We start from the raw sequence: 24,218 nt of genomic DNA, 5'->3' as shown, positions 1-24,218 counted from the left end.
CATTAACGGACTTTTATCAATGCCTTTAGATCGATAATTTTTTTTAGTAATGAGTGATTTCGGCATTTTCTTCCCAACAGGCATTGAGCATATAACAGACCTTAGTGGCATTGATCATATACTTTTTGTGGCTGCACTTTGCCTCAGATACACGTTAACCGAATGGAAGAAAATTCTGGTACTGGTTACTGCATTTACTATTGGGCATTCTATCACCCTCGCATTAAGTACTTTAAATATTTTGAATATTTCGCGTGACTGGACCGAATTTCTCATAGCCGTAACCATAATCATCACTGCATTAAATAATTGTATGGCAAAAGATGTATCCGGCAAACGCATGCCATTGATATATTTTTATGCATTATTTTTTGGTTTAATACATGGTTTAGGATTCAGTACGCTGCTAAAAAGCATGCTGGGGCGAGATCAAAGCATTATTGTTCAGCTACTTGCATTTAATTTAGGCCTGGAAGTTGGTCAAATAATTATTGTTATTGCCATATTGCTGATTTCTTTTATTTTCGTACGCCTGCTGAAAATCAACCGTCGTGAGTACGTGTTATTCTTCAGCGGTTGTATTGCCGCCCTTGCCCTTCAAATGGCTATTGATAGATACCCAATTAAAAAAGAAGATAAACAACATGAGAAAACTGCTCTTTTGCACAACAGCAATAGTGTTAGCTGTTTCTGCGAATGCCCAGGACATTCGAAACAATCCCGCGTCTAATCACGGGAATAAGTTTGAACAGCTGGGAACCATTCTGCCTACGCCGAATGAGTACCGTACGGCAAGCGGCGCGCCCGGTCCGAAATACTGGCAGCAGCGCGCAGATTACGACATCAAATGTGAGCTTGACGAAAAGAACCTGAAGCTCACAGGAAGTGAAAAAATCACTTATTACAACAATTCTCCTGATCCACTGACTTATTTGTGGTTGCAGCTGGACGAAAATGAGCACAGCTCCGTAAACAATGCCAACTACCAGGATGGGAGCACCATGAACAAAAATGCAAGTGTTGCAGCTTTGGAACGTATGGAGCAACCTAAAGGCGACAATGGATTGGGTGATCAGATCGCCAAGATTACTGATGCTACCGGTAAACCATTAAAATTTACTGTCAACAAAACAATGATGCGCGTAGATCTGCCAACTGTATTGAAGCCAGGGCAGACTTTTGTTTTCAATGTTGATTGGAGCTACCTGATCACCGACCGTATGAAACTTGGCGGTCGCGGCGGTTATGAATTTTTCCCTGAAGATGGTAACCACCTGTTTACAATGGCTCAGTGGTATCCCCGTTTGTGCGTATACAGCGATTTCCAGGGCTGGCAAAATCACCAGTTCACTGGTCGCGGAGAATTTGCACTGACTTTCGGAAATTTCAAAGTGGAAATGACTGTTCCAGCTGACCATGTTGTTGGTGGAACAGGTGAGTGTGTGAACTATCAGCAGGTATTAGATGCTGCGCACTACTCACGTTGGTTAAAAGCACAAACAGCGAAAGAACCATTAGAGATCTTTACGCTGGACGAAGCAAAAAAAGCGGAAACGCAAAAAAGCACAGCTAAGAAAACCTGGATATTTAAAGCCAACATGGTTCGCGACTTTGCATGGACCTCATCACGCAAATTTATTTGGGACGCGATGGCTGCTGATGTAGAAGGGAAGAAAGTTATGTGCATGAGCTTCTATGGTAAAGAAGCTTACGGCCTGTACAGAAAATTTTCTACAAAAGCGGTTGCACATACTATTAAAACTTACTCTCATTTCACTATTCCTTATCCTTACCCGGTTGCACAGAGTGTTGAAGCCGCTAACGGTATGGAATACCCAATGATCTGCTTTAACTATGGACGTACTGAAAAAGATGGTACTTACAGTGAAGCAACGAAGAACGGTTTACTGGGTGTTGTAATTCACGAAGTAGGACACAACTTCTTCCCAATGATCGTGAACAGCGACGAACGTCAATGGACATGGATGGATGAAGGTTTGAATACTTTTGTTGAGTACCTGACTGAAGAGTTATATGATAACAAATTCCCTTCAAAACGCGGACCTGCATATACTATTGTTGATTATATGAAGCTTCCTAAAAATCAATTGGAGCCCATTATGACCAACAGTGAAAACATCATTGGTTTCGGCCCTAATGCATATTCTAAACCTGCAACCGGTTTGAATATCTTACGTGAAACAATCATGGGACGCGAACTGTTTGATTTTGCTTTTAAAACATATGCGCAACGCTGGGCATTTAAACATCCAACACCCGCAGATCTTTTCAGAACAATGGAAGATGCAAGCGGTGAAGATTTAGACTGGTTCTGGAGAGGATGGTTCTATAGCATCGACGTTTGCGATATTGCACTTGACAGTGTTAAGCCTTTCCGCCTGGATGCTGCAACTGAAGGTAAAGCGCCGGCAATGAGAGGTAACGGTACAAGAGGTATTGACAAGCCTGCAGTGAACGATTTTGACGACATTTCAAAGATCAGAAACAGGGAAGATAAGAACGTTAAGTTCCTTGTTGAGACGGATAAAGACCTGCAGGATTTCTACTATCGTTACGATCGCGGACAGGAAGCTTACGATTCTTCTTTCAAATTCAAAGTTGAAGCTCCGGCTACTGAACCGCTTGACGAAGCAACAAAACAAAAATGGGCTTCTAAATATTTTTACGAACTGCAGTTCAGCAACAAAGGCGGATTGGTAATGCCAGTTATTGTTGAGTGGACTTTTGCTGACGGCACTAAAGAAGTTGACAGAATTCCTGCGCAGATCTGGCGTAAAGATGAAAACAAGGTAACCAAAGTATTTATCAAGGATAAAGAAGTTACTTCAGTTAAGCTTGACCCAATGCGCGAAACTGCTGACATTGATGAAACAAATAACACATGGCCAAAAGTTGACGTACCAAGCAACTTTACCATGTACAAAATGAAGCAGGCTGTTCGTGGCCAATCTCAAGGATTGAACCCGATGCAGAAAGCAGCACAGAAGTAGTTTAATTGATAATTGACATTTGACAATTGAAAATGAAATACAAGCCCGGCAGGTTAAAATCTGCCGGGCTTTTTTTATAATCCTTACGCCTCAATCCTCAAACCTTACCCCTCAAACCTCAACCCTTCTTCCTCAAACCCCAGTCCTTACGCCTCACCCCTCACACCTCACGCCTCCAACGTACAACGTACCACTTATAACCTACAACCTCTACCTTTGCCCTCCCATGAGTGAACAAAAAAAGCAATGGCACAAAATTGCCGATTCAGTAAACGAACTATTCTGGCAGGATAACAATATGCTGATCATTGAAGTTGATGGAAAACACATTACGCTGGCAAGGCATGCCGGCCAGGTTTTTGCATGCGCATATAAATGTCCCCACGCCAGTGGAATCCTGGCCGACGGTTTTATTGATGCTGTTGGAAATGTTGTTTGTCCGCTTCACCGTTATAAGTTTAGCCTGAAAAATGGAAGGAATGTAACCGGAGAAGGTTACTATTTAAGAACATATGAAATCAGGTCAGACGAAACGGGCATTTACGTTGGATTTGATAAAAAAGGACTGTTCAATTGGCTATAATTCGTGTTTTTTCAAAAATTATATTTAAAATTATGTATTAACGAACGTCATAAATAATCAAAATAAAATACGAATATTACATTGGCGGAACAGAAATAAGGAGGATGCTTCCTATTTTTGCATAGATAAATTTTCATGGATATTTAATGAGCAACAAGCGAAACATACAAATGATCAGGCGATTACTGTTTGGTGTTGTTCTGAGTTTTTTCTTTTTAAAAGGATACTCAGGATATAACAAACAACTATTGCATTTTCAGACGAAGTCTGTTTCAACAAAACAGAAGGCTGCTGTCTTTGCTCAGAATGATCCGGAAGATGTATTTGAACTTTTCTTTGATGAATTGCAGGATCCCTCTGATCCGCAGGAGACGAATTTCTATAAAATAAGACCCAAGCTTCAGCAGGTACGCAACAATGTATCACAGGCCGCAAGACCGGCGCAAGGCTGGAGTTATGAAAGCTTCTTTCCCGATGACAAAAAGCAATCTTTCCAGGTTTGCAAAGTTGCCGTCATACCGTTCTACTATACTTTTCTATTCAGGCTTACTCCTTTCTGAATACCCATTAATCTGTCTTCCTTCTTCTAACATGAAAGTGCACCCGTTTTGAGCATTTAGAAGAATGAGTGTATGGGATTTAGTTCCAACCGATATTTCAACAGTAATTTCTGTATTGCTTGCGCTGTATTAAAAGATGGCTCAGTAAATGTTTGTGCTGCCATTATCATACGACATAAGTAACTACAGCAGATCCATATTATGTTTTATCGGATACATTCATTGTGCTGCCCGTTTTGTTCGTACTCATGTAAGACGGTGTACGTGTTAGTCAAAAAGGATTGATAAAGCCTGCAAACAAGCGCATCATGCATTTATCTGCGCAAGAAAAAAATCCCATCATTAAAACACTTAACAGCAGTTTTTGAAAAGAATACTTGTTGTGTTCCCATACAGCATTGGATTCTGCCTAATTAAAAAAATTAACCGAATGAAATTTCATTATATACTCATCATGTCCCTGTTTGTAGCGTTGGAAAGTTGCAAAGTGAGCGGGAAAACGGATGACACAGCCATGAAACCACCCGTAATACCTGTGATCACACTTGCAGAGAAAGACACTTTGTTGTTTGATCAGTACGTGGCCGATATTCAGGCGTATCAAAATGTGGAGATAAGAGCTAAGGCGCCGGGATTCCTCGACAAGATCCTGGTAGACGAAGGCGCAGAAGTAAAAAAAGGACAGACATTATTCTTAATTAATGATGAAGAATACCAGGTAGAATTATCCAGGGCAAAAGCTACGCTTTCCAGTACCATGGCCGAAGCAAAAGCAGCTGAGCTTGAAGTAAAAAGAGTAAAGACGCTTGTTGAAAAAAATGTAATCTCAAAAACAGAATTGGAGCTGGCTGAAGCCAAACTGAAAGCTGCAGAGGCTAAAGTTAGCGAAGCACGTTCTGCTGAAGAAAATGCACGCCTCAAACTTTCTTACACCAGTATTAAAGCCCCTTTCAGTGGTATTATTAACCGTATACCGTTCAAGTTGGGGAGCCTGATAAGTGAAGGCGCTTTGCTTACAACGGTTTCGGATGTTCAAACGGTTTACGCATATTTCAATGTATCGGAAAGCGAGTATCTGCACTACATTAAATCCAAGCAACATAACAAGGCAACGCATAGTGATTCTGTAAAACTTATTCTCGCAGACGGCAGTCGTTATTTACAGGATGGATTGATAGAAACAGTAGAAGGCGAGATAGATGAAAGTACCGGTTCTATTGCATTCAGGGCCAAGTTTTCAAACCCTCATAAGTTATTGAAACATGGCTCCAGCGGTAAGGTAGAACTGAATGCGTCTGCTAACAAAGTGATCATGATACCTCAGAAAGCGGTTATGGAGATCCAGGACAAAAATTTTGTATTTGTTCTGAATCAGGACAACACTGTTAAAATGAAAAGCTTTGTACCAAGAACAAGGATCGACAATTACTATATAGTAAAAACCGGACTCTCAACCGGAGATAAAATTGTATATGAAGGTATACAGAGTGTGAGTGACGGAACGGCAATTACGCCGAAAGAGGTGAGTGGGATGTAGTGATGGTGAATAGTGATGGTGAATAGTGAATGGTGAATAGTGAAAGGTGCAAGCTTGATTAACAAATCAAAAATGCTCAATGTGTAGCAGTTATGAATAACGTAAAAAATACCCGTTTATTAACCTGTCTGCAAAATAGGAACGCTGCTACACATTTGACTATTGAAGAAGTGAATAGTGAATGGTGAATAGTGAACGGTGAAAGTTTGATTAGCAAATCGGAAATGCTCAATGTGTAGCAGCGAAGAATAACGTAGAAAATGCCCGTTTATCGACCTGTCTGCAAAATAAAAATGCAGCTACACATTTCACTATTCACCCTTCACCATTCACTATTGACAAAGTGAAGCGTGTTTACAAAAAAGGGTTCGCCGCCTCACATTTCACTATTGACCATTCACTATTGACTTTTTAATTTTTTTTCTTTTAAAACAATTTCAATGGTTGAGACTTTTATAAAAAGGCCGGTATTATCATTAGTAATATCGCTGATCATAACGTTGCTCGGTGTATTGGCGTTATATACGTTGCCGGTAACACAATTTCCTGACATAGTACCGCCATCCGTTGTGGTATCTGCGAAATATACAGGTGCCAATGCCGAAGTATGTACAAAGGCGGTGTCTATGCCGCTTGAACGTGCTATTAACGGTGTACCGGGCATGACATATATGTCGTCCGTATCCAGCAATAACGGTACTACACTTATACAGGTATTTTTTAAGGTAGGAACAGACCCTGATCAGGCTGCGGTTAACGTACAAAACAGGGTAACAACTGTGTTGGATGAATTGCCGGAAGAAGTTATTAAAGCCGGTGTTACCACCGAAAAAGAAGTGAACAGTATGTTGCTGTACCTGAACATTATGAGTAAGGATTCAACAGCAGATGAAGAGTTCATTTACAATTTTGCAGACATTAATGTGTTGCAGGAGCTTAAAAGGATTGATGGTGTTGGTTTTGCGGAGATAATGGGACAGAGAGAATATTCAATGCGTGTGTGGTTGAAGCCAGACAGAATGATGGCATATAATGTGTCCGCTGAAGAAGTGATACAGGCTTTGCGAAACCAGAACGTGGAAGCCGCTCCGGGTAAAACAGGTGAAAGCTCAGGCAGAACCGGCCAGCCCTTGCAATATGTAATTAAATACACAGGAAAATTTTTTGAGCCGGAAGACTACAAGAATGTTGTGTTGAAAGCAAGCGAGGACGGAACTATTCTTAAGTTGAAAGAAATAGCAGATGTTGAGTTCGGTACGATGAGTTATGGGATGGTAAGTAAAACTGATGGAAAGCCTTCTGCGTCTATCATGATCAAACAGCGTCCCGGTTCCAACGCGCGCGATGTGATCAATAATATCAAAGACAAGATGGGCGAGCTGAAAGCAACAACTTTTCCGCCCGGCATGGAATACAACTTTGCGTATGACGTATCCCGCTTTTTGGATGCCAGTATCCATGAAGTGGTAAAGACATTATTTGAAGCTTTTCTGTTGGTGTTTGTTGTGGTGTTTATTTTCCTGCAGGATTTCCGGTCAACGCTGATTCCGGCGTTGGCCGTGCCTGTAGCCCTGGTAGGCACACTCGCCTTTATGCAAATGCTGGGCTTCTCTATTAACCTGCTTACCTTGTTTGCCCTTGTACTTGCTATCGGTATTGTGGTGGATAATGCTATTGTGGTGGTCGAAGCTGTGCACGTAAAAATGAGTGAGTATCACATGGCACCCATGCAGGCTACTATTGCAGCTATGAAAGAGATAAGCGGCGCCCTTGTGGCTATTACGCTTGTGATGTCGGCTGTGTTTGTGCCGGTAGCATTTTTGTCAGGTCCCGTAGGTGTGTTTTACCGGCAATTTTCACTGACATTGGCCTTCTCAATTGTGATATCGGGAATAAACGCGTTAACGCTTACTCCTGCACTATGTGCATTAATGTTAAAGCACAACACTTCAACTAAAAAGAAGAAGAGTTTGTTACAGCGCTTTTACGGATCATTCAATAAAGCATACAGCAATACCGAAAACAAATATGCAAAAGCTGTAAGCTGGATGGCAGGCCGAAAAGTGATCACACTCATTATGTTCGTGTTCTTCTGTTTTGCAACATGGGGAGTGGGCGCTATATTACCTACAGGCTTTATCCCTACGGAGGATCAGGGTATCATCTATGTGAATGTTACTACTCCATCTGGTTCTACAGTTGAACGCACGGAAGAAGTGCTGGAATCTATTGAAAGAGCAACAAGAAAGATTGATGCAGTAGAAAACGTAAGTACGCTTGCAGGCTATAGTCTTGTAACAGAAGTAGCCGGTGCTTCCTATGGTATGGGAATGATAAACCTGAAAAAATGGGAGGACCGCAAAGAAGGCGTGCAGGAGTTGATTACAAAAATGCAGGCTGCAACAAAGCATATAACCGATGCAACCATTGAGTTCTTTCCGCCGCCAACGGTACCGGGTTTTGGTAATGCGAGCGGATTTGAGCTTCGTTTGCTTGATAAAAACAAAAGCGCTGATCTTACAAAAACTGCAAAGGTTGCTGAAGATTTTATTAAGGAACTCAAGAGCACCAAGGCGATTGGAAGTGCATTTACAAGCTTCGATGCAAGCTTTCCGCAATACCTGATACATGTTGACCAGGACATGGCAGCAAAAAAAGGTGTAACTGTAGATAATGCAATGGCCACCTTGCAGACATTGCTTGGTAGTTATTATGCAACGAACTTTATTCGCTTTGGTCAGATGTACAAAGTAATGGTGCAGGCATATCCCGAATATCGCGCAAAGCCTGAGGACATTCTTAAACTTTATGTAAAGAACGATCGCGGTGAAATGGTGCCCTATTCAACTTTCATCAGGCTCGAACGCGTGTATGGTCCCGAACAGCTTACGCGGTACAATATGTATACTTCTGCAATGATCAACGGTGATGCAGCTGCCGGATTTAGTAGCGGTCAGGCAATCAGCACCATTCAAAAACTTGCGGACGAAAAATTGCCCAAAGGTTATGATTATGAATGGAGCGGTATGACGCGCGAGCAGATATTATCGGGCAACCAGGCTATTTATATATTCATCATCTGTCTTGTGTTTGTATATCTTTTATTAGCGGCTCAATATGAAAGCTTCCTGCTGCCGCTTTCTGTAATTCTTTCATTGCCCACCGGCGTGTTTGGTGCCTTCTTCTTCCTCAAGTTAGCTGGTCTCGAAAACAACATTTATGCCCAGGTGGCATTGATCATGCTGATTGGTCTGTTGGGCAAGAACGCAATTCTTATTGTGGAGTTTGCCATACAGAGAAGAAAACAGGGCTATTCCATTCTTGAAGCGGCGAAAGAAGGGGCCGTATCGAGGTTGCGTCCCATCCTTATGACGTCGTTTGCCTTTATTGCGGGATTGATCCCTTTGTGTATTGCTTCCGGTGCGGGTGCAATGGGGAACCGTTCTATCGGGATTGCTTCCGCCGGCGGGATGTTGATAGGAACAGTTTTCGGTGTGTTTGTAATACCAGGTTTGTATGTGGTGTTTGCAACGCTGTCTGAAAAAACGCGCAAGAAGAAAATTGTCATAGCGGAAAAGCATGTGCATATGGCGAATAGTACACATTAAGAGCAGTTAAACTAAGTGATTACATGAAATATTTACAAGGATTAATAGTAATAGCAATATTTATTATCATTTCATCGGGATGTAAAGTAGCTGCGCCGGTGCAAATGCCGGTAGTAAAAGAGATACCGGATACTTTTGGTTTACGCAAGGATTCGTTCAGCATGGCTACAGTGCCATGGCGCGATTTTTTTACAGATCCGCAATTAAAAATGTTAATTGATACAGCGATAAAAAACAATCCTGATCTGTTAATAGCTATACAGCGCATTGAAGTTGCGAGAGCTCAGGTTGCACTTAGCAGGGGAGCAATGCTTCCTTCTTTGGATGGTATTGCATCTGCAGGCTTTGACAAGTATGGAAAATATACAATGAATGGCGTCGGTAACGATGATACCAACTTATCTCCCAACATTACCAAAGAGCAGCATATTCCTTCACCAACGCCTGATTATTTTCTTGGGTTGAGAAGTTCCTGGGAGATTGATGTTTGGGGCAAGCTGCGTGAACGAAACAAGGCAGCTATTGCAAGATTACTGGCATCTGAAAAAGGAAGGCAGTATGTAGTAACAGAGCTTGTTGCAGAAGTGGCAAGCATGTATTATAGCCTGCTGGCGTTAGATAACGAACTGGTGATCATTAAACGCAATATTGAGCTGCAGGAAAAGGCTGTTGAAATAGTGCAGGCGCAAAAGGCAGGAGGCCGTGCGACTGAACTGGCGGTACAACAGTTCGCTGCACAGTTGCTGAATACAAGAGCAATTGAATTCCGGACGAGACAATATCTTACAGCTACAGAAAACCAGTTGAATGCAATTATTGGACGTTATCCGCAAAAGATAGAACGTGATTCTTCTATTATGAAACAAGGATTGCCAACTAACCTGCAGGTCGGTTTGCCTGCTGATTTATTGCTGAACAGGCCGGATATCCAGGAAGCTGAGTTTAGCCTGAGAGCAGCGGAGGCAGATGTAAAAGCTGCACGGGCTGCATTTCTTCCATCGCTTACGTTGTCGCCCTACGTTGGCTTTAATTCATTCAATGCTTCTATGTTTTTCAATCCCGCATCAATTGCCTTCGGGCTGATTGGTGGACTCACAGCGCCGATCTTTAACAACAACCAGATCAAGGCCGGATATGCTATTGCGAATGCGACAAACAAAGAAGCTGTATACCAGTATCAAAAAGCGATTTTAAATGGCTTTAGTGAAACGATGACCAATTTATCGAACATATATAACAACGAACAATCATTTAGTCTGAAGGAAAAAGAAGTGAGCGAATTGGCTAAGGCAGTTTCTACAGCCAACGAATTATATCTGACCGGCTATGCATCTTACCTGGAAGTGATCACTGCACAAAAAGGTGTGTTGGAAGCCGAGCTGCAACTGACCAACCAGAAGAAAGATATTTTTCAGGCGATGATAAGTTTGTACAGAACACTGGGAGGCGGGTGGAATTAATGTGGGGATGTGCAAATGCGGAGATGTGTGAATGGGAGGAATTGAAAATTGAAAGTGGAAAATTGAGAATTTGCGAATTTGCAAATGTGCGGATATGCAAATGCGAACAGCCTCACACCTCAAGCTTTACGCCTCACACCTGAAACCTGACACCTAATTGCTGAAAGCTAATAGCTGACAGCTCAAAGCTTTTACACCCGTATACCCATTGCTGCATAAAGGGTTCACCGTTAGGTGGGCCCTTTTTAGTGAAAGCTTTAAGCTCAAAGCCTAAAGCCTAAAGCTCAAAGCCCAAAGCCCAAAGCCCAAAGCCCAAAGCCCAAAGGCTAAAATCGTAAAGACCAATCTTATTTGGTTAAGGATAAATAAGGATTCACTTCAAGATGCAGTGGAGCTTCCTGTTTGTAGAAAAACCGGATGTAGAGTTGTCATCAGACTCCAGCGGAGTCTCCGTAATGCTTAAGATCCAGCTCCCAAAAAACAGATAAATTACGCCCTAAGTGGTACACACAGCGATACATACTTAAATACCTTACATCAGTCTAGCGCGCTATACACAAAGTTTTAAGCTTTAGGCTTTGGGCTTTAAGCTTAAAACAACCTATACTTCCGAAATCCACTTTTTAAAAACCGGTGCGTTTTCCTGGCTGATGATGATCTCTTCCTGTACGGGAACCGTCAGTTCTATGTTTAGCTTGCTTTTGTCAACCGGCGAATAGCGGGTAATGTAATTGGCATTAATAATGTATTTTCTGTTCGCTCTGAAGAAAATAGATTCATCCAGCGAGCCGTCAAGCTCTGACAATGTATTAATATCAGCCAGATACTTGCTGCCGTTTTGATCAACCACAAAAACAACTTTGTTCTCTGTAAAAAAATAAGCAATGTCTTCCATCCGGATCATCTGGAAATCCGCTCCTTTTTTCACGACGATCCGGGAACGTTTCCGACAATGCTGAGGTGCTGCATCTGCTGTTATATCGGCAATGCTTACAGTAGCTCCCGTCGTTCTCAGGTAATCTATTATATGGTGTATTGTGTTTTTCTCATCTTCGATAATCAGTAATTTCATGGTCGCTGGTTTGCTGGTTAGCTAAAAGGTTGCAGAAGGCGCTGTTATTACATCAGAGCTACCTTTTTGTCTAACACACAAGTTTTTATATATGCCCCGTAATAAAAAGTTAATTGTTATTGGAGGCCATAAATGGCTATTGGAATGTTCAATTTTTATTTCAAATTTTGAACGCAGGATAATCCTACTGATCTTGTAGGGAGTGAACTAACGATTGTTATTAATTAAATTATCCTAGAAAGGCTGATACAGACGAAAAAAAGCATTACTTAGTAGAATAATTCCGCCCCCGATTAGTTTGATTTTGTGTCGATTGCTTTGGAAAATGTTTCAGCTTGAAAATTAATTTATAATAATAATATCCGTATTAACGGACTTAAAATAGTAGTATTTTTCTCATGTGACTCGGGTGGTTTCTACCACCTGTCATTTTTTTAGACCTGTCTGAATTCTACATTTCTACACTTTTTAAAGCTTCTCGTTTTATGATGAGCGGTTAATGCTAAACAAGGCATAATTGTAACTTGCAGTTGTTTTAAAGGCTGCGTGCAGCTTCCGGAATAATATGCCCTGCTACTGGTATTAGATTATCGCATTGACCAAAAAACTAACTGTACAGTAATCTAAGCAGAAATTTTAGCACACGGGGTTTGCTTTTGAGCCAACCTGTTATAATGCCGCATTATGTAAGGCAGAAAAGTCAGCTGCCTGTCACGTCACCTCCTTTGAAAATAATGATCGTTTGGTGTAATAACGGCCATGCCTTGTCGTGCCCGTAACGTAAATATTCACGTAAAATCTAAATAACTGTTTATGAAACATGTATTTCTATTATGCATGTCTGTTTTGTTGTTGGTATCCGGCGCCCTGGCTCAGGGGCGGAAGATTAGCGGCAATGTGACAGACAGTAAAGACGGATCGCCGATGCCCGGCGTAACGGTGAAAGTGAAAGGAGCTTCCAGCTCTACACAATCAGATGTTGAAGGAAATTTCTCCATTACGATTCCCGCAGGTAGTAAGATCCTCAATTTTTCTTTTGTTGGCTATGGCGATGTGGAACTGGCTGCAACCGAAAATATGCAGGTGAAATTGAGTGCAAGTGCCAAAAGCCTCAATGAGGTCGTTGTTGTAGGTTATGGCCGCGCATCCAGGAAAGATATTACAGGATCTATTGCGCGCATCGGAAGCAAAGATGTAGAGAATATCCCTGTGCCCAGCTTTGAATCCGCATTGCAGGGAAAAGCTGCTGGTGTTGTAATTGAATCAGGTAGTGGCAAAGTTGGCCAGGGCATTAGGATAAACATTCGCGGTACTTCTTCTATTTCTGCAAGCAGCCAACCGTTATACGTTGTGGATGGTCTGCCTATTGTATCTTCCAGTTTGTCAAACACAGGGAACGATCCCACGAATCCACTGATCGATATTAATCCCAATGATATTGAATCAGTAGAGATTTTAAAAGATGCATCAGCTTCTGCAATTTATGGTGCGCGCGCAGCAAACGGCGTGGTGCTTATCACTACAAAGAAGGGGAGAAATAGTCGTAAAACAACTATCGAGCTCAATATGGCTAAGGGTTACAGCAACCCCGCACGCAAAAGAAAATTCCTTGATGCAAAACAGTATGTGGACCTGATGCATAAAGCAGCTGCAAATGATGCCAATTATGATTTTACCAACGGTGTGTCCGGCTTTCCATCGTTGGATTCTGCAATGAATTATTATAACGATGAATACAACGGAGTGCTTGATTATTTTTCTTTAGGGACAGATTATACAATTCCTGAAGTGAACACCAACTGGCAGGATCAGATGTTTAATAAGAATGCGCAGACCAACCAGGTAGATTTGTCAGCTTACGGAGGTGATGCAAGAACGAGGTTTTTTGTCTCAGGATTTTACAACACACAGGAAGCCGTAGTAATCAATAACAAATTCTATCGTTACGGAGGAAGATTGAACCTTGAACACAATGCTTCTGATAAACTGACCTTGGGTGTTAACCTGTCTGTTGATCGCACGCAACTCGACAGAGTATCGACTGATAATGCATTTTCAACACCAGGTCAACTGGTAGCGCAATTACCTATCTCTCCATTAATAGATCCTTCAACAGGCAAACTGAATAAACAAACATTGTATGCTAACGGTTTGTTTGATGCGCAATACAGCAGCAACAATCAGTCTACAAACAGGGCAATAGGTAATGCATTTGCTGCATATACGTTCCTGCCGGATCTCACATTCCGTTCCGAGTTTGGCGCTGATCTTATCACGTTGTATGAGGAAGCATTCCTCGGTAAAGAAACTGTTGATGGTTCTGCAAGTAATGGGTTGGGTAGCTTCAATAATGCGCAAAGCACATCCTTCAATACCAATAACTATTTTACATACGCGCCTAAGATAAATGACAAGAGCAAGCTGAATGCAGTGTTGGGTATGAGTTATCTGCAGAACGATACAAAGAAGAATTTTGCTTCGGGCGAACAATATCCTTCTGACGCAGTAAAAACACTGGCAGGAGCAACTTCTATAACAGGCGCCACTTCAAGTAAGGACAGGTATACCTTTCTTTCTTATTTCCTTCGTGGCAGTTATTCTTATATGAACAGGTACTTAATCTCTGCAAGTGTCAGAACAGATGGTTCTTCAAGGTTTAGTCCGGACCACAGGTATGGTTGGTTCCCGTCCGTATCTGGTGGATGGGTTTTGTCTGAAGAAAATTTCCTTAAGAATACAGAGGCTTTAAGTTACCTGAAACTGAGAGCCAGTTGGGGCCTGACCGGTAACGCAGAAATTGGCGAGTATAAATACTATTCACTGGACAGTGTATCTAACTATCCGGGCTTGCCGGGGCTAATACCAAACCAATTAGGTAACAGTGATCTCAGGTGGGAAAGAACATCACAAACTGATATTGGTGTTGATTTCGGGTTCCTGAAAAACAGAATTACCGGTGAAGTTGATCTTTATAAAAAGCATACAACTGATCTTTTACTGAATGTAAATATTCCGGCTACTACAGGGTTTACGTCACTCTATAGAAACCTCGGCACTATGGATAATAAAGGTGTTGAAGTAACGCTTAATTCCAGCAATTTGGTGGGTAAGTTTAAATGGAATACGTCTTTAAATTTTGCATACAACCAGAATAAAGTAGTTAACATCCGCGGACAAATTATTGAAGATGGAACGGGCCTGGAGCGTGCTGTAGAAGGAGAGCCTATCGGAACCTTCTTTATGCAAAAGTTTGTTGGAGTTGATCCGCAAACAGGTGATGCTTTGTATCAGGGGAAGGACGGAAAACCTACCAGTGATTTTTCTTTGGCAGATAGATTGCCCGTGGGTAAGTCAAATCCAAACTGGACCGGTGGTTTTACCAATACATTTTCCTACAAAGGAATTGACCTGAGTGTATTCTTCACATTTGTAACCGGAAACAACATTTACAATGCCGCAGGTATCTATATGTCGGGCGGCTATTACAATGGCTACGACAACCAGACAAGTGATATGTTGAATACCTGGACAAAACCCGGTGATGTTACAAATATCCCCCGGGTAGGATACAACTTCGGATCTGGTTTCCAAAATTCTTCCCGCTTTTTATACAACGGTTCATATGCGAGGTTAAAGAATGTAACGCTGGGATATTCATTACCTGCTTCAGTTACAAAAGCATTGCACATACAATCTGCAAGAATTTATACAACCGGAATCAATCTGTGGACAAGAACAGACTATCCTTCAGATCCTGAAGTGAATACAGCAACTATTGATAACATTGGAAATGGGCAGGATCTATACACTGTTCCTCAGGCCAGAACGATCACTGTTGGTTTAAATGTAAAGTTTTAGTGAAGCAATGGCACGTCTGCATGACTAGCATAATGTGCCTCCCTTTATGTAAAAACAAAAAATAGAAGAATGAAAACGAGTTATTTTTTATACAGTCTTTTTATATTGACATTTTTTTCGGTTGCGTGCAGCAAGAAGCTGGATGTTCAGCCGCAGCAATACCTGACGCCGGACCAGATAAAAACGCAGGCCGACCTGGAAGCATTGTTATTTGGAACATACTCCTTATACCAAAATCCAAATGGTTTTGGTGAGCGATTGTTATTTGTGCCGGATTTACTGGCTTCAGACAAGCAGGTAGATTTTGTGGGTACTTTTTCCAATTATAGGGAAGTGCAGAGAAAAGCCATTCAGGCCACCAATAGCATTCCTCAAAATATATGGATAAACGAGTACAATATTATTCTTGCAGCCAACACTGTTTTAGACAAGATAGCGCTTGCCACCTCTGAAAAAGATACAATAGTGGCGGAGGCGAAATTTATGCGCGGTGTTGCATTGTTTGAGCTGGTAAATTTATTTGGCCAGCCATACAGTGCCGGCAATGCAAATTCAAATCCCGGTGTGCCGATTGTGCTGCAACCGGTTTATGCTTTTGATTCAACAAAAGATAAACCTGCCCGTGCAAGCGTTGCTGAAGTATATGCCCAGGTTATTGCGGATCTGACTGAAGCCGCAGATAAGCTTCCGGAAATTCCTGAGCAAACTCAAAGCGGATTGCAGGTAAGAGCCAGCAGTTTTGCCGCAAAAGCTTTCCTGGCCAGGGTTTATATGAACATGGGTGATTATACAAAGGCCGCTGCTTTTGCCGATGAGGTTATTCAGTCAGGCTTGTATAGAATGGATTTATATGACAAGGCTTTCAATAACATATCTTTTTCTTCAGAAGATATTTTTGCCATTGCACAAACCAACCAGAGCAATGCAGGAACCAGCAACAATGGATTGCCTACATTTTATTCTGCATATCCTGCAGGTCGCGGCGATGCGCAAATGAATGCGGACTATGAAACGATTTTTGATGATCCGGCCGATGTGCGGATGAGTTTTAACTACAATGGATCAAGTATTGGCGGATTTGATGGCACCTATACCGAAAAATGGGCGAAGCTGTATAAATACATTCCTGTTGTACGGCTGGCGGAAATGTATTTGACCAGGGGAGAAGCAAATCTGCATTTGGGTATAGGTACACCTACGGATGATCTTAATGTGGTAAGAGACAGGTCGAAGGCTAAAAGATTGGATGCGGTAACATTGAATGATTTTGTTGAAGAGCGTTTCCGTGAACTTGCTTTTGAGGGGGACAGACTTTGGACCCTGAAACGCCTGAAAATGGATATCGATGGTTTCCCTTACAACGATAAGAAATTGGTTTTACCTATTCCTCAAAGGGAAATTGATGTAAACAGCAATTTAATCCAAAATCCGGGGTATTGAAACACGAGGAGATTAAACCATGTAAGGCATACAAGAGAATATAAGAAAAGTATTTTGGGGCTGTACAAACAAGAATAAATACATATGCATTGAATGTCCTTATATGCCTTATATGGTTTAAATAAAAAATCCTTTATTTGTTTGCCAAATGAACTTTTTTCGCTGTTGTAAAATATTTTTTTTTCTTCTGAAATCCTTTATGGGAAAGGGTTTTGTAAAAATGTTCGGTACGCTTTCAAAATTTATTTGAAAAGAATTTGGACGGAAAACAAAAACTCCTATTTTTGCACTCCGCAAAACGGAAAAGGATTCCCGAATAGCTCAGCTGGTTAGAGCATCTGACTGTTAATCAGAGGGTCGCTGGTTCAAGTCCAGCTTCGGGAGCAAGAGCCACTCAAAATTGGGTGGCTTTTTTGTTGTCACACATCTTCGTTTTTCTTTGTGCCCTGTTGCGAATGAATTTTCAATGTTATATTTTTAATATACGGGAGTAAAAAACGAAATGTCTCAGTTTCTATTTGGATAGAACCTTATTCCCGGTTTGTCACATATCTCAGGAAGTCGTCTTTTAAAATCATTATATAACGCTTCATCTTTTGGTATTAGTTAATTGGAATATCAATAACCCTGCAAAAACTTAATCCGTTAACTAAACCACTTTTTATGCATAAGCAGGTTCTTGTAATAACAGCAGTTATTGCATCCATTATTCTTTTTGTTACGTGCAGTCAAAAAAAGAACAGGGGCATAGATAGTTCCATTCTTGTTTCCAGGTATGCCAGGCCTTTAACCAATTACCAGATTGCATCTTCAACTAAAAGAATAGAACGGGGTAAATATCTTGTAAACGGCGTGTTGGGCTGTTTTCGCTGTCATGCTGAAGTGGATTCTGCTAAGCCGGGGTGGCCCGCACTGGAAAACCGGCTCGGCTGTGGAGGTCTGCTTTATAAACAAGACAGCATCGCCTTGTACGCGCCCAATATTACTCCCGATAAAGAAACCGGAGCCGGAAACTGGAGCGATGATATGTTTATACGGGCTCTGCGTAATGGAATTGGACATGACGGACGTGCATTGAAAGCGATGCCATGGTGGACATACCGTTCTCTCTCCGATGAAGATCTGTTTTCTGTGATCTGTTATCTGCGTTCTTTAGAGCCAGTCAATAATATTGTGCCGATGCGGCATTTGGGTGCTGCCATTGAAAAAGAACTGCAAAACAACCCAAGATCGCTGCAAGTGATCAAAGTAGCGGAACCAGACACATCCACCATATTGGCCAAAGGAAAGTACCTGGTAACAATTGGAGAATGCCTCGGTTGTCACACAGCCTGGTATGAACGTAATCCGGGTTATTTTGGCGGCGGAAATCCTATTGCCAATGAAAAAACAGACTCAATTATAGTTAGCGCAAATATTTCTTCCGATGCCAGCGGTATTGGTACCTGGGACGATGAGACATTTATACGTGTGATCCGCACCGGGAAAAATGGATCATTGCATCATTCCATGCCATGGATAAATTTCAAAAATATTAATGATGACGATCTCAAAGCAATTTTCGCTGCCCTTAAAACCACTCTTCCTGTTGAGCATCATATAGTAAATGGCATGAAGCCGACATTATGTGAAATATGCGGAGAAAAGCATGGTTTTGGGGATCACAACAAAGTCTCCCCAATAAGGGCTGTGGCATTCGATACAAAGAGCTATCCTGCATATGAAGGAGCGTATGTCGATGGCGATATGGATACTGTCATCGTAAAGTGTAAAGATAAAAAGCTGTGGGCCACCATTGTAGGGGCAAAACCTGTTGAGCTTTTACCTGTGGGTAACAATCAGTTTAACGGTTCCGGGATGCCATCGCCCATTCGTTTTATCAGTGATGTTTCCGGGAAGATCACTGGATTTGTAGATTATGGTCTTGTTCCCCTAACTTTTGCCAGGGTTACAACCGTTAAAGCGATAGGAGCTAAATAGCCAATATTGCTGGCGGCTCATTTAACGGTTACATGATACAAATCGATGAACCTGCTGATTTCATTTTGTAGTTTTATTCCGGGCGACGGGTTGATTATTTAAAAAATTGCAAATGGATACAAACGACGATAAATTAAAGTCTGTTAAATCCTTTTCAAAGGCACAGCTGTTTAATACGGCTATCCAGTTATTGCTTGTTGCTCTCCTGATAAGCTGGTGCTTCCGCATTCTTAGTCCGTTTGTTAATCCGGTAGCCTGGGCGGCAATTCTGGCCGTAGCACTTTATCCCGTTCATCGCAGGCTTACAAATAAATTAAATGGCAGAACTGCGTGGGCATCCGTTATTATTACTGTTGTACTGCTTTGTATTCTTATTGTGCCCGCTGTTTGGCTAGGCCTTTCATCGGCTGCTGAAGTAAAAAGCATCATAGCAGATTATAAAGCCGGATTGATCACGATTCCTCCTCCGCGTGAAAATGTAAAGGGCTGGCCGGTGATAGGCAACAGGGCGCATGAAATATGGGTACAGGCATCGCAGGGCATTGAGTCTCTTGCACAGAAATATCCGCAAAAATTCCGCTCGGCGCTTGCATTCACACTGGGGTTGTTGGCCAGCACGGGTAAAGGCTTGCTTTTCTTTACCTTTTCAATTATTATAAGCGGTGTCTTTCTGTCTTATGCGGATAGTGCTTCTTCGTTTGCACGAAGCCTGTTTCGTCGTTTAATTGGCAGTAATTCGAATATTGATGTAACTCAGATATCTGCCATAACGATCCGCAATGTGGTGAAAGGAATTCTGGGTGTTGCTTTTATTCAGTCAACACTTGCTGCAATAGGATTTGTTGTTGCCGGAATTCCTGCTGCGGGTTTGTGGACATTAATATGTCTTATTCTGGCAATCATCCAGGTTGGTATTCTTCCTGTTTCTATTTGTATAATTATTTATATCTGGAGTACAGGCACAACGCTGGCAGCAACACTATTAACTATTTATTTGTTACTTGTAGGGCTTTCTGATAATGTGCTTAAACCCTGGTTGTTAGGCAAGGGCGCACCGGTTCCCATGCTTGTCGTATTTCTTGGTTCAGTGGGTGGATTTATACTCTCCGGATTCATGGGTTTGTTTACAGGTGCAGTTGTTCTTTCCCTTGGGTATAAACTCTTTTACATGTGGTTAACCCAGCCTGATGCATAAGGCATCTATTCTTTATTTTCACTAAATAACACGGCGTTACGAATGGGTTAGTTTTATTTACTGTTATCAATATTGTTAGAAATTAATCTGTTTTGAAGCTTTAAAAAAGCTGCGCATTAAAACATCTTCATTTGACCTACCCCCCTGGCTTTATGTAGCCGGTTCTTTACAAGGACGGATTTTCTTTTTTTCATTGTCGGCTTCCTGAAGTTAACATGCATGTATTTTAAGGATGTTACAATGTCCGGCTGCCGGAATACTCTCGTTACTTTTTTGTACATTTAGTATACTTAAATAGAGCTACATGAAATCTGCCTCATGTATACTATCCCTTTTACTGCTTGGGTTTACATGTAATAAAGAGGTGACTGCATTTTTTCCAAAGGACTATAAGTTGGCAGATGAACAAATAGGGAACGGAAAAACCTTAGTTTATCAAAATACGAGTACCGCCGAAAAAACATACACCGATTTACAGCTGGTAACTAAGGAGGGAAAAAATTATCGCTGCGAAAGAAGATATAATAATATTGTAACTACTGATTCCATTGTTACTGTTGATGGAAAGCTGCTCGAGGTCTTCGAATTTTTTACTCCTGGTAATGCCGGTGGAATAAAAGGTGAAATTATTCTTGATACAGTCGTTATTAAAGATAAAACAGCACGCCGCCAGGAAAATATTCTATTTAAAATAGGGCAGATGCGTTACGAACTTAAGTATGAAGAAGAAAAGTTAAAAGATACTACGTTTATGTGGCAGGGCAGGCAGGTAGAAACAATACTGATAAAAGCTGTTGCGTATGCTGCGTTCAAGAGAATAGGTGACGAAACGGTACGGCAGAGCTGGCATATTGTTTCAAATGCGTATCATGGAAAAGGTATTGGAATGATGCTGAATATTGTAGAGACTAAAGATCAGGCCGGCCGCCGGTCTTATGATGAATGGATGCTGACAGATATAAAAGAAATATCCGAAAAGAACTCCCTTACAGCAATGCGTTAAATCCAGCTTGATTTATAAAACCTGCAACTCATTCTTTATCAGAATCGTCTTTTTCTTTCGCCCAACTTTTTTTGTAAGCCAAAGGATTTTTACCGGTGAATTTTTTAAATATCCGCGTAAAATGACTTTGGTCTGAAAAGCCTGTGAGGTAGGCGATTTCAGTTAACGAATAACTTGTTGTCTGCATTAATTGTATGGCTTTTTCAATGCGCATTTTTCTAATATACTCTCCGAAGGAAAGGTTCTCAAAATATTTTGAAAACTCTCTTGATAGATATGCCGGGTTGATGTCCAGTTCTTTTGATGCTTGCTGCAGACTTAAATTCAAATTTGTGTCGATCTGATCCTGCATCATTTCTTTGAGCTCTATTGCCCAGTCTGGCGTTTTTTTAAGTGCAGATTGTTCGATGTATTTCCTGAATACCTCCATCAATATTTTTTCCACCGGCGCTTGAGTATGCTTTGTTGTGTAGAGGTGTTTTGCCCAGCTGTACATGCCATCGTAAATGATCATACCCAGTTCAAGCAATTCCTGGTCATCTTTTATGTTGTAAGATAAACCAGCAAAAATTGCCCAAAGCCCTGAGGCTTGCGGGGCCATGTCATGCCTGTCTGTGTCAGCACCTCTTACTATGTCTGCAATCCGGTCAAGCGCCTCATCCTGCAGCTGATGTTTCTGTATGATAAAATCAAATGTACAGCGGTCATCGTAATGGCTGTATTCCGCTCCCGGTATGTCAAAAGGAATAGCATCCAGTTCTTTCGCAAGCCTCTCAACTTTTTCGTACGGAACATATATAATTTGTGCAGAGGCGTCAACAAATCTCTTGATGAGCCATGGGCAGGCAATGCGATCAATTTTTGGCCGTTCTCTTGTAATCCATTTCATAGTCAGCAGCAATTTACAAATTTGAAATTTGAAATCATTCGTGCCTGACTAAATTTAAATAGTTGAATAGTGATGCTTATCTCGGAATAGGCATACATGAACTTTCGCCAGGCCAATCCTGAAGGGATGGAATTATTATAGAAAGATATATACATCGATATAAAACTCCGACGGGGTGACATTCTATTATGTCACCCCGTCGGAGTTTTATGAAATGTTTCGGCCTTTGCTATAATAATTTCATCCCTTCGGGATTAAGCAACTTTGATTTATCTATTTACACATTTAGTTTGACAATAATAATCTCAAATTCCAAATTCGTCTCTTGCTTTTTCTTCCTCATAATATGGTATGTGTACCTGCTTTTTGTTTTCGCCGGTGAGCTTGTATAAGATGCAGGCGCCGCCAGAGACGGCAATCCAGAAAACAATTTTTTCAATAGTGGTTGTCCCCATCCAGATACCAAAGGGAGCTGCGATCCAGATGCTTACACAATAAAAGCAGGAGATCAGGCTCCCCCAAAAGCCTGATCCTGCTTTTTCCCTCAACATGAAAACTATATTCAACGGTCCATCTTCATCACTTAATAAATGAGCGAGGCGCCATGTAGCCAAAATAGATGCTAGGAAATATAAACATATTGTCATACCAGTAAGCCCCTCTTATTTTCTTACATCTATATCCGGAAGGCCAATGATCTGTTACGTTGTTTTCTAAAAAATAACCGGCTTGATTTGCACCTGCCTCCATCCGGGAATATGATCGGAGCCCGGATGGAATCCAGGAAACTCAATGCGGATACGATTAAATAACGGGCATCTTTGTGTATCTGCAGTTATTAAACTTGTCCTTTGATTGGGCATCCAAAATATCACTCATTCAATTCCCGCCAAAAGTACATAGGCGGGCGAAGCAGATCAATGTTGTTTTTCACATACTATAGATGTAGAAATCACCAATGCTTAAACAAAAGCCTCCGCAGGCAGCAGGAGGCTTTTTACTGTATGCAATGATGGTTCTATGTTTAATAAAGCCAGCTTTTAAATTCCATGCTTAATCTGTGCGTCTGAACTGAAGCATCCATTCGTAAATGTTTTTGCCACTCTCTCTGTATTCGGGATTGGTAGCTTTAGTCCATGCGTCGTGCTGATCTTCTTCACTACCCCGTGCCCATATTGTTGCTTTAGGATAAATTATTGGATGGTATTTTACAATGCTTGATACATAATTTTTTGTTTTAGCAACCTGCACAACCGGATCAGTAGAATTGTGAAATGCCCAAATGCCTGTTTTTGATTTTGCAAGACTAAGTGCTTTACCGCTATTCACATCCGATGCGCCGCATATAGGAACGATTGCCGCCAACTTATTGCGGTAGATTGTTGTATAATCCCAAGCATTGCCACCGCCCATGCTCATGCCGCATAAATAAATTCTTGATGTATCTATCTTGTATTTTTTTACGCAGAAATTGATTGTAGCATTTACATCGTTAGGTGAAGGCCATCCATCATTTTGCGGGCAAATGATTACAAATGAAAGTAGTTTTCCGTCAGCGTTAAAACGACCGGGAAATTTTTTATTGACTACATACTGAGGAATGGCGTACCATTCCAGCTTATAAAGATCAGTAGTGCCATTACCTCGCTGGCCCCAACCGTGAAGGAAGACAATTAGCGGATAGCGTTTTGCCTTATTACGTTCATTATAATAGTATTTCGGCAATATTTCTGCGTAACCACCTATGTTGCTGTTTATTCTTTCCTGTTTTCTTCTCAGTACAGGCGGATCTGTTTCTTTTTCGGTTATAGGTGTTGTTGCAGCCCTCTCGTCAAAACCAATGTCAGCAACGGTTGCAGCAGGGACGTCTGCTATGTTTTTTGAACAGGATAGTGTTATAACCGTTATCAATAGTCCTATCATTGTTGTATATGCTTGTTTCATCGGTATGCTTTTGATAACGGTGCGGACTAAATTCATGCCAGTCAAGGAAAATAAAACAGTTGGTGTTATCCGGGCGAA

16 protein-coding genes and 1 tRNA gene are annotated in these 24,218 nt (G+C 41.4%); 13 read left to right on the top strand and 4 right to left on the bottom strand.

Annotation, left to right across the window (positions count from 1 at the left end; all coding sequences use genetic code 11):
• Nucleotides 1-49: 49 nt before the first annotated feature.
• The 7 genes from QTN47_RS26770 to QTN47_RS26740 all read left to right on the top strand — a co-directional run bounded on the left by QTN47_RS26770 (nt 50) and on the right by QTN47_RS26740 (nt 10,759).
• Nucleotides 50-730 (top strand): HupE/UreJ family protein, encoded by a 681-nt coding sequence (locus tag QTN47_RS26770; protein WP_369332532.1) that lies wholly within the window; start codon nt 50-52, stop codon nt 728-730.
• Nucleotides 645-3,011: a M1 family metallopeptidase gene (locus QTN47_RS26765; RefSeq protein WP_369332531.1), complete on the top strand. Its 2,367-nt coding sequence runs from the start codon at nt 645-647 to the stop codon at nt 3,009-3,011. The genes QTN47_RS26770 and QTN47_RS26765 overlap by 86 nt, the downstream gene beginning before the upstream one ends.
• 226 nt (nt 3,012-3,237) lie before the next feature.
• Entirely contained in the window at nt 3,238-3,594 is a 357-nt protein-coding gene (locus QTN47_RS26760) for a Rieske (2Fe-2S) protein (RefSeq protein WP_369332530.1), read from the top strand.
• Between the two features lie 146 nt (nt 3,595-3,740).
• On the top strand, nt 3,741-4,154 hold the full coding sequence (locus QTN47_RS26755; RefSeq protein WP_369332529.1) for a hypothetical protein: 414 nt from the start codon (nt 3,741-3,743) through the stop codon (nt 4,152-4,154).
• 430 nt (nt 4,155-4,584) lie between these two features.
• Entirely contained in the window at nt 4,585-5,691 is a 1,107-nt protein-coding gene (locus tag QTN47_RS26750; RefSeq protein ID WP_369332528.1) for an efflux RND transporter periplasmic adaptor subunit, read from the top strand.
• Nucleotides 5,692-6,131: 440 nt separating this feature from the next.
• Nucleotides 6,132-9,299, top strand: coding sequence for an efflux RND transporter permease subunit (locus tag QTN47_RS26745; protein WP_369332527.1), 3,168 nt, complete (start codon nt 6,132-6,134; stop codon nt 9,297-9,299).
• 23 nt (nt 9,300-9,322) lie between these two features.
• Nucleotides 9,323-10,759: a TolC family protein gene (locus QTN47_RS26740; protein WP_369332526.1), complete on the top strand. Its 1,437-nt coding sequence runs from the start codon at nt 9,323-9,325 to the stop codon at nt 10,757-10,759.
• Between the two features lie 601 nt (nt 10,760-11,360).
• Here QTN47_RS26740 and QTN47_RS26735 read toward each other — a convergent pair.
• A complete protein-coding gene (locus tag QTN47_RS26735; RefSeq protein WP_369332525.1) occupies nt 11,361-11,831 on the bottom strand; it encodes a LytR/AlgR family response regulator transcription factor in 471 nt (156 codons plus the stop codon).
• 813 nt (nt 11,832-12,644) lie between these two features.
• On the opposite strand from QTN47_RS26735, the gene QTN47_RS26730 reads away from it, so the two are divergent.
• The 6 genes from QTN47_RS26730 (at nt 12,645) to QTN47_RS26705 (ending at nt 21,307) form a co-directional block, all read left to right on the top strand.
• Nucleotides 12,645-15,689 carry a SusC/RagA family TonB-linked outer membrane protein gene (locus tag QTN47_RS26730; RefSeq protein WP_369332524.1) on the top strand — a complete coding sequence of 1,015 codons (3,045 nt, stop codon included), beginning with the start codon at nt 12,645-12,647 and terminating at the stop codon, nt 15,687-15,689.
• A gap of 69 nt (nt 15,690-15,758) precedes the next feature.
• A complete protein-coding gene (locus tag QTN47_RS26725; RefSeq protein WP_369332523.1) occupies nt 15,759-17,129 on the top strand; it encodes a RagB/SusD family nutrient uptake outer membrane protein in 1,371 nt (456 codons plus the stop codon).
• A 310-nt stretch (nt 17,130-17,439) separates the two neighbouring features.
• Nucleotides 17,440-17,513 (top strand) — tRNA-Asn (locus tag QTN47_RS26720).
• 279 nt (nt 17,514-17,792) lie between these two features.
• Nucleotides 17,793-19,109 (top strand): c-type cytochrome, encoded by a 1,317-nt coding sequence (locus QTN47_RS26715; RefSeq protein WP_369332522.1) that lies wholly within the window; start codon nt 17,793-17,795, stop codon nt 19,107-19,109.
• Between the two features lie 112 nt (nt 19,110-19,221).
• Nucleotides 19,222-20,304, top strand: coding sequence for an AI-2E family transporter (locus tag QTN47_RS26710; RefSeq protein ID WP_369332521.1), 1,083 nt, complete (start codon nt 19,222-19,224; stop codon nt 20,302-20,304).
• Nucleotides 20,305-20,608: 304 nt separating this feature from the next.
• Nucleotides 20,609-21,307, top strand: a complete 699-nt coding sequence (locus QTN47_RS26705) for a hypothetical protein (protein WP_369332520.1) — start codon at nt 20,609-20,611, stop codon at nt 21,305-21,307.
• A gap of 28 nt (nt 21,308-21,335) precedes the next feature.
• Here the strand turns inward: QTN47_RS26705 and QTN47_RS26700 are convergent, their stop codons facing one another.
• The 3 genes from QTN47_RS26700 to QTN47_RS26690 form a co-directional block, all read right to left on the bottom strand.
• Entirely contained in the window at nt 21,336-22,196 is an 861-nt protein-coding gene (locus tag QTN47_RS26700; protein WP_369332519.1) for a chromate resistance protein ChrB domain-containing protein, read from the bottom strand.
• Between the two features lie 305 nt (nt 22,197-22,501).
• Nucleotides 22,502-22,843 (bottom strand): DUF1360 domain-containing protein, encoded by a 342-nt coding sequence (locus tag QTN47_RS26695; RefSeq protein ID WP_369332518.1) that lies wholly within the window; start codon nt 22,841-22,843, stop codon nt 22,502-22,504.
• A gap of 406 nt (nt 22,844-23,249) precedes the next feature.
• On the bottom strand, nt 23,250-24,140 hold the full coding sequence (locus QTN47_RS26690) for a carboxylesterase family protein (protein ID WP_369332517.1): 891 nt from the start codon (nt 24,138-24,140) through the stop codon (nt 23,250-23,252).
• Nucleotides 24,141-24,218 lie beyond the last annotated feature (78 nt).

Origin of the sequence: Danxiaibacter flavus, from assembly GCF_041060425.1 — a bacterium.
GTDB classification, from domain to species: Bacteria; Bacteroidota; Bacteroidia; order Chitinophagales; family Chitinophagaceae; genus Danxiaibacter; species Danxiaibacter flavus.
Note: the sequence above shows the minus strand (reverse complement) of the source record. Positions and strands in the feature narration are given on the sequence as shown.

Coding starts and splice junctions, on each gene's coding strand:
- QTN47_RS26770 (WP_369332532.1), top strand. CDS start 50: ATGAGTGATTTCGGCATTTTCTTCCCAACAGGCATTGAGCATATAACA.
- QTN47_RS26765 (WP_369332531.1), top strand. CDS start 645: ATGAGAAAACTGCTCTTTTGCACAACAGCAATAGTGTTAGCTGTTTCT.
- QTN47_RS26760 (WP_369332530.1), top strand. CDS start 3,238: ATGAGTGAACAAAAAAAGCAATGGCACAAAATTGCCGATTCAGTAAAC.
- QTN47_RS26755 (WP_369332529.1), top strand. CDS start 3,741: ATGAGCAACAAGCGAAACATACAAATGATCAGGCGATTACTGTTTGGT.
- QTN47_RS26750 (WP_369332528.1), top strand. CDS start 4,585: ATGAAATTTCATTATATACTCATCATGTCCCTGTTTGTAGCGTTGGAA.
- QTN47_RS26745 (WP_369332527.1), top strand. CDS start 6,132: ATGGTTGAGACTTTTATAAAAAGGCCGGTATTATCATTAGTAATATCG.
- QTN47_RS26740 (WP_369332526.1), top strand. CDS start 9,323: ATGAAATATTTACAAGGATTAATAGTAATAGCAATATTTATTATCATT.
- QTN47_RS26735 (WP_369332525.1), bottom strand. CDS start 11,831: ATGAAATTACTGATTATCGAAGATGAGAAAAACACAATACACCATATA.
- QTN47_RS26730 (WP_369332524.1), top strand. CDS start 12,645: ATGAAACATGTATTTCTATTATGCATGTCTGTTTTGTTGTTGGTATCC.
- QTN47_RS26725 (WP_369332523.1), top strand. CDS start 15,759: ATGAAAACGAGTTATTTTTTATACAGTCTTTTTATATTGACATTTTTT.
- QTN47_RS26715 (WP_369332522.1), top strand. CDS start 17,793: ATGCATAAGCAGGTTCTTGTAATAACAGCAGTTATTGCATCCATTATT.
- QTN47_RS26710 (WP_369332521.1), top strand. CDS start 19,222: ATGGATACAAACGACGATAAATTAAAGTCTGTTAAATCCTTTTCAAAG.
- QTN47_RS26705 (WP_369332520.1), top strand. CDS start 20,609: ATGAAATCTGCCTCATGTATACTATCCCTTTTACTGCTTGGGTTTACA.
- QTN47_RS26700 (WP_369332519.1), bottom strand. CDS start 22,196: ATGAAATGGATTACAAGAGAACGGCCAAAAATTGATCGCATTGCCTGC.
- QTN47_RS26695 (WP_369332518.1), bottom strand. CDS start 22,843: ATGACAATATGTTTATATTTCCTAGCATCTATTTTGGCTACATGGCGC.
- QTN47_RS26690 (WP_369332517.1), bottom strand. CDS start 24,140: ATGAAACAAGCATATACAACAATGATAGGACTATTGATAACGGTTATA.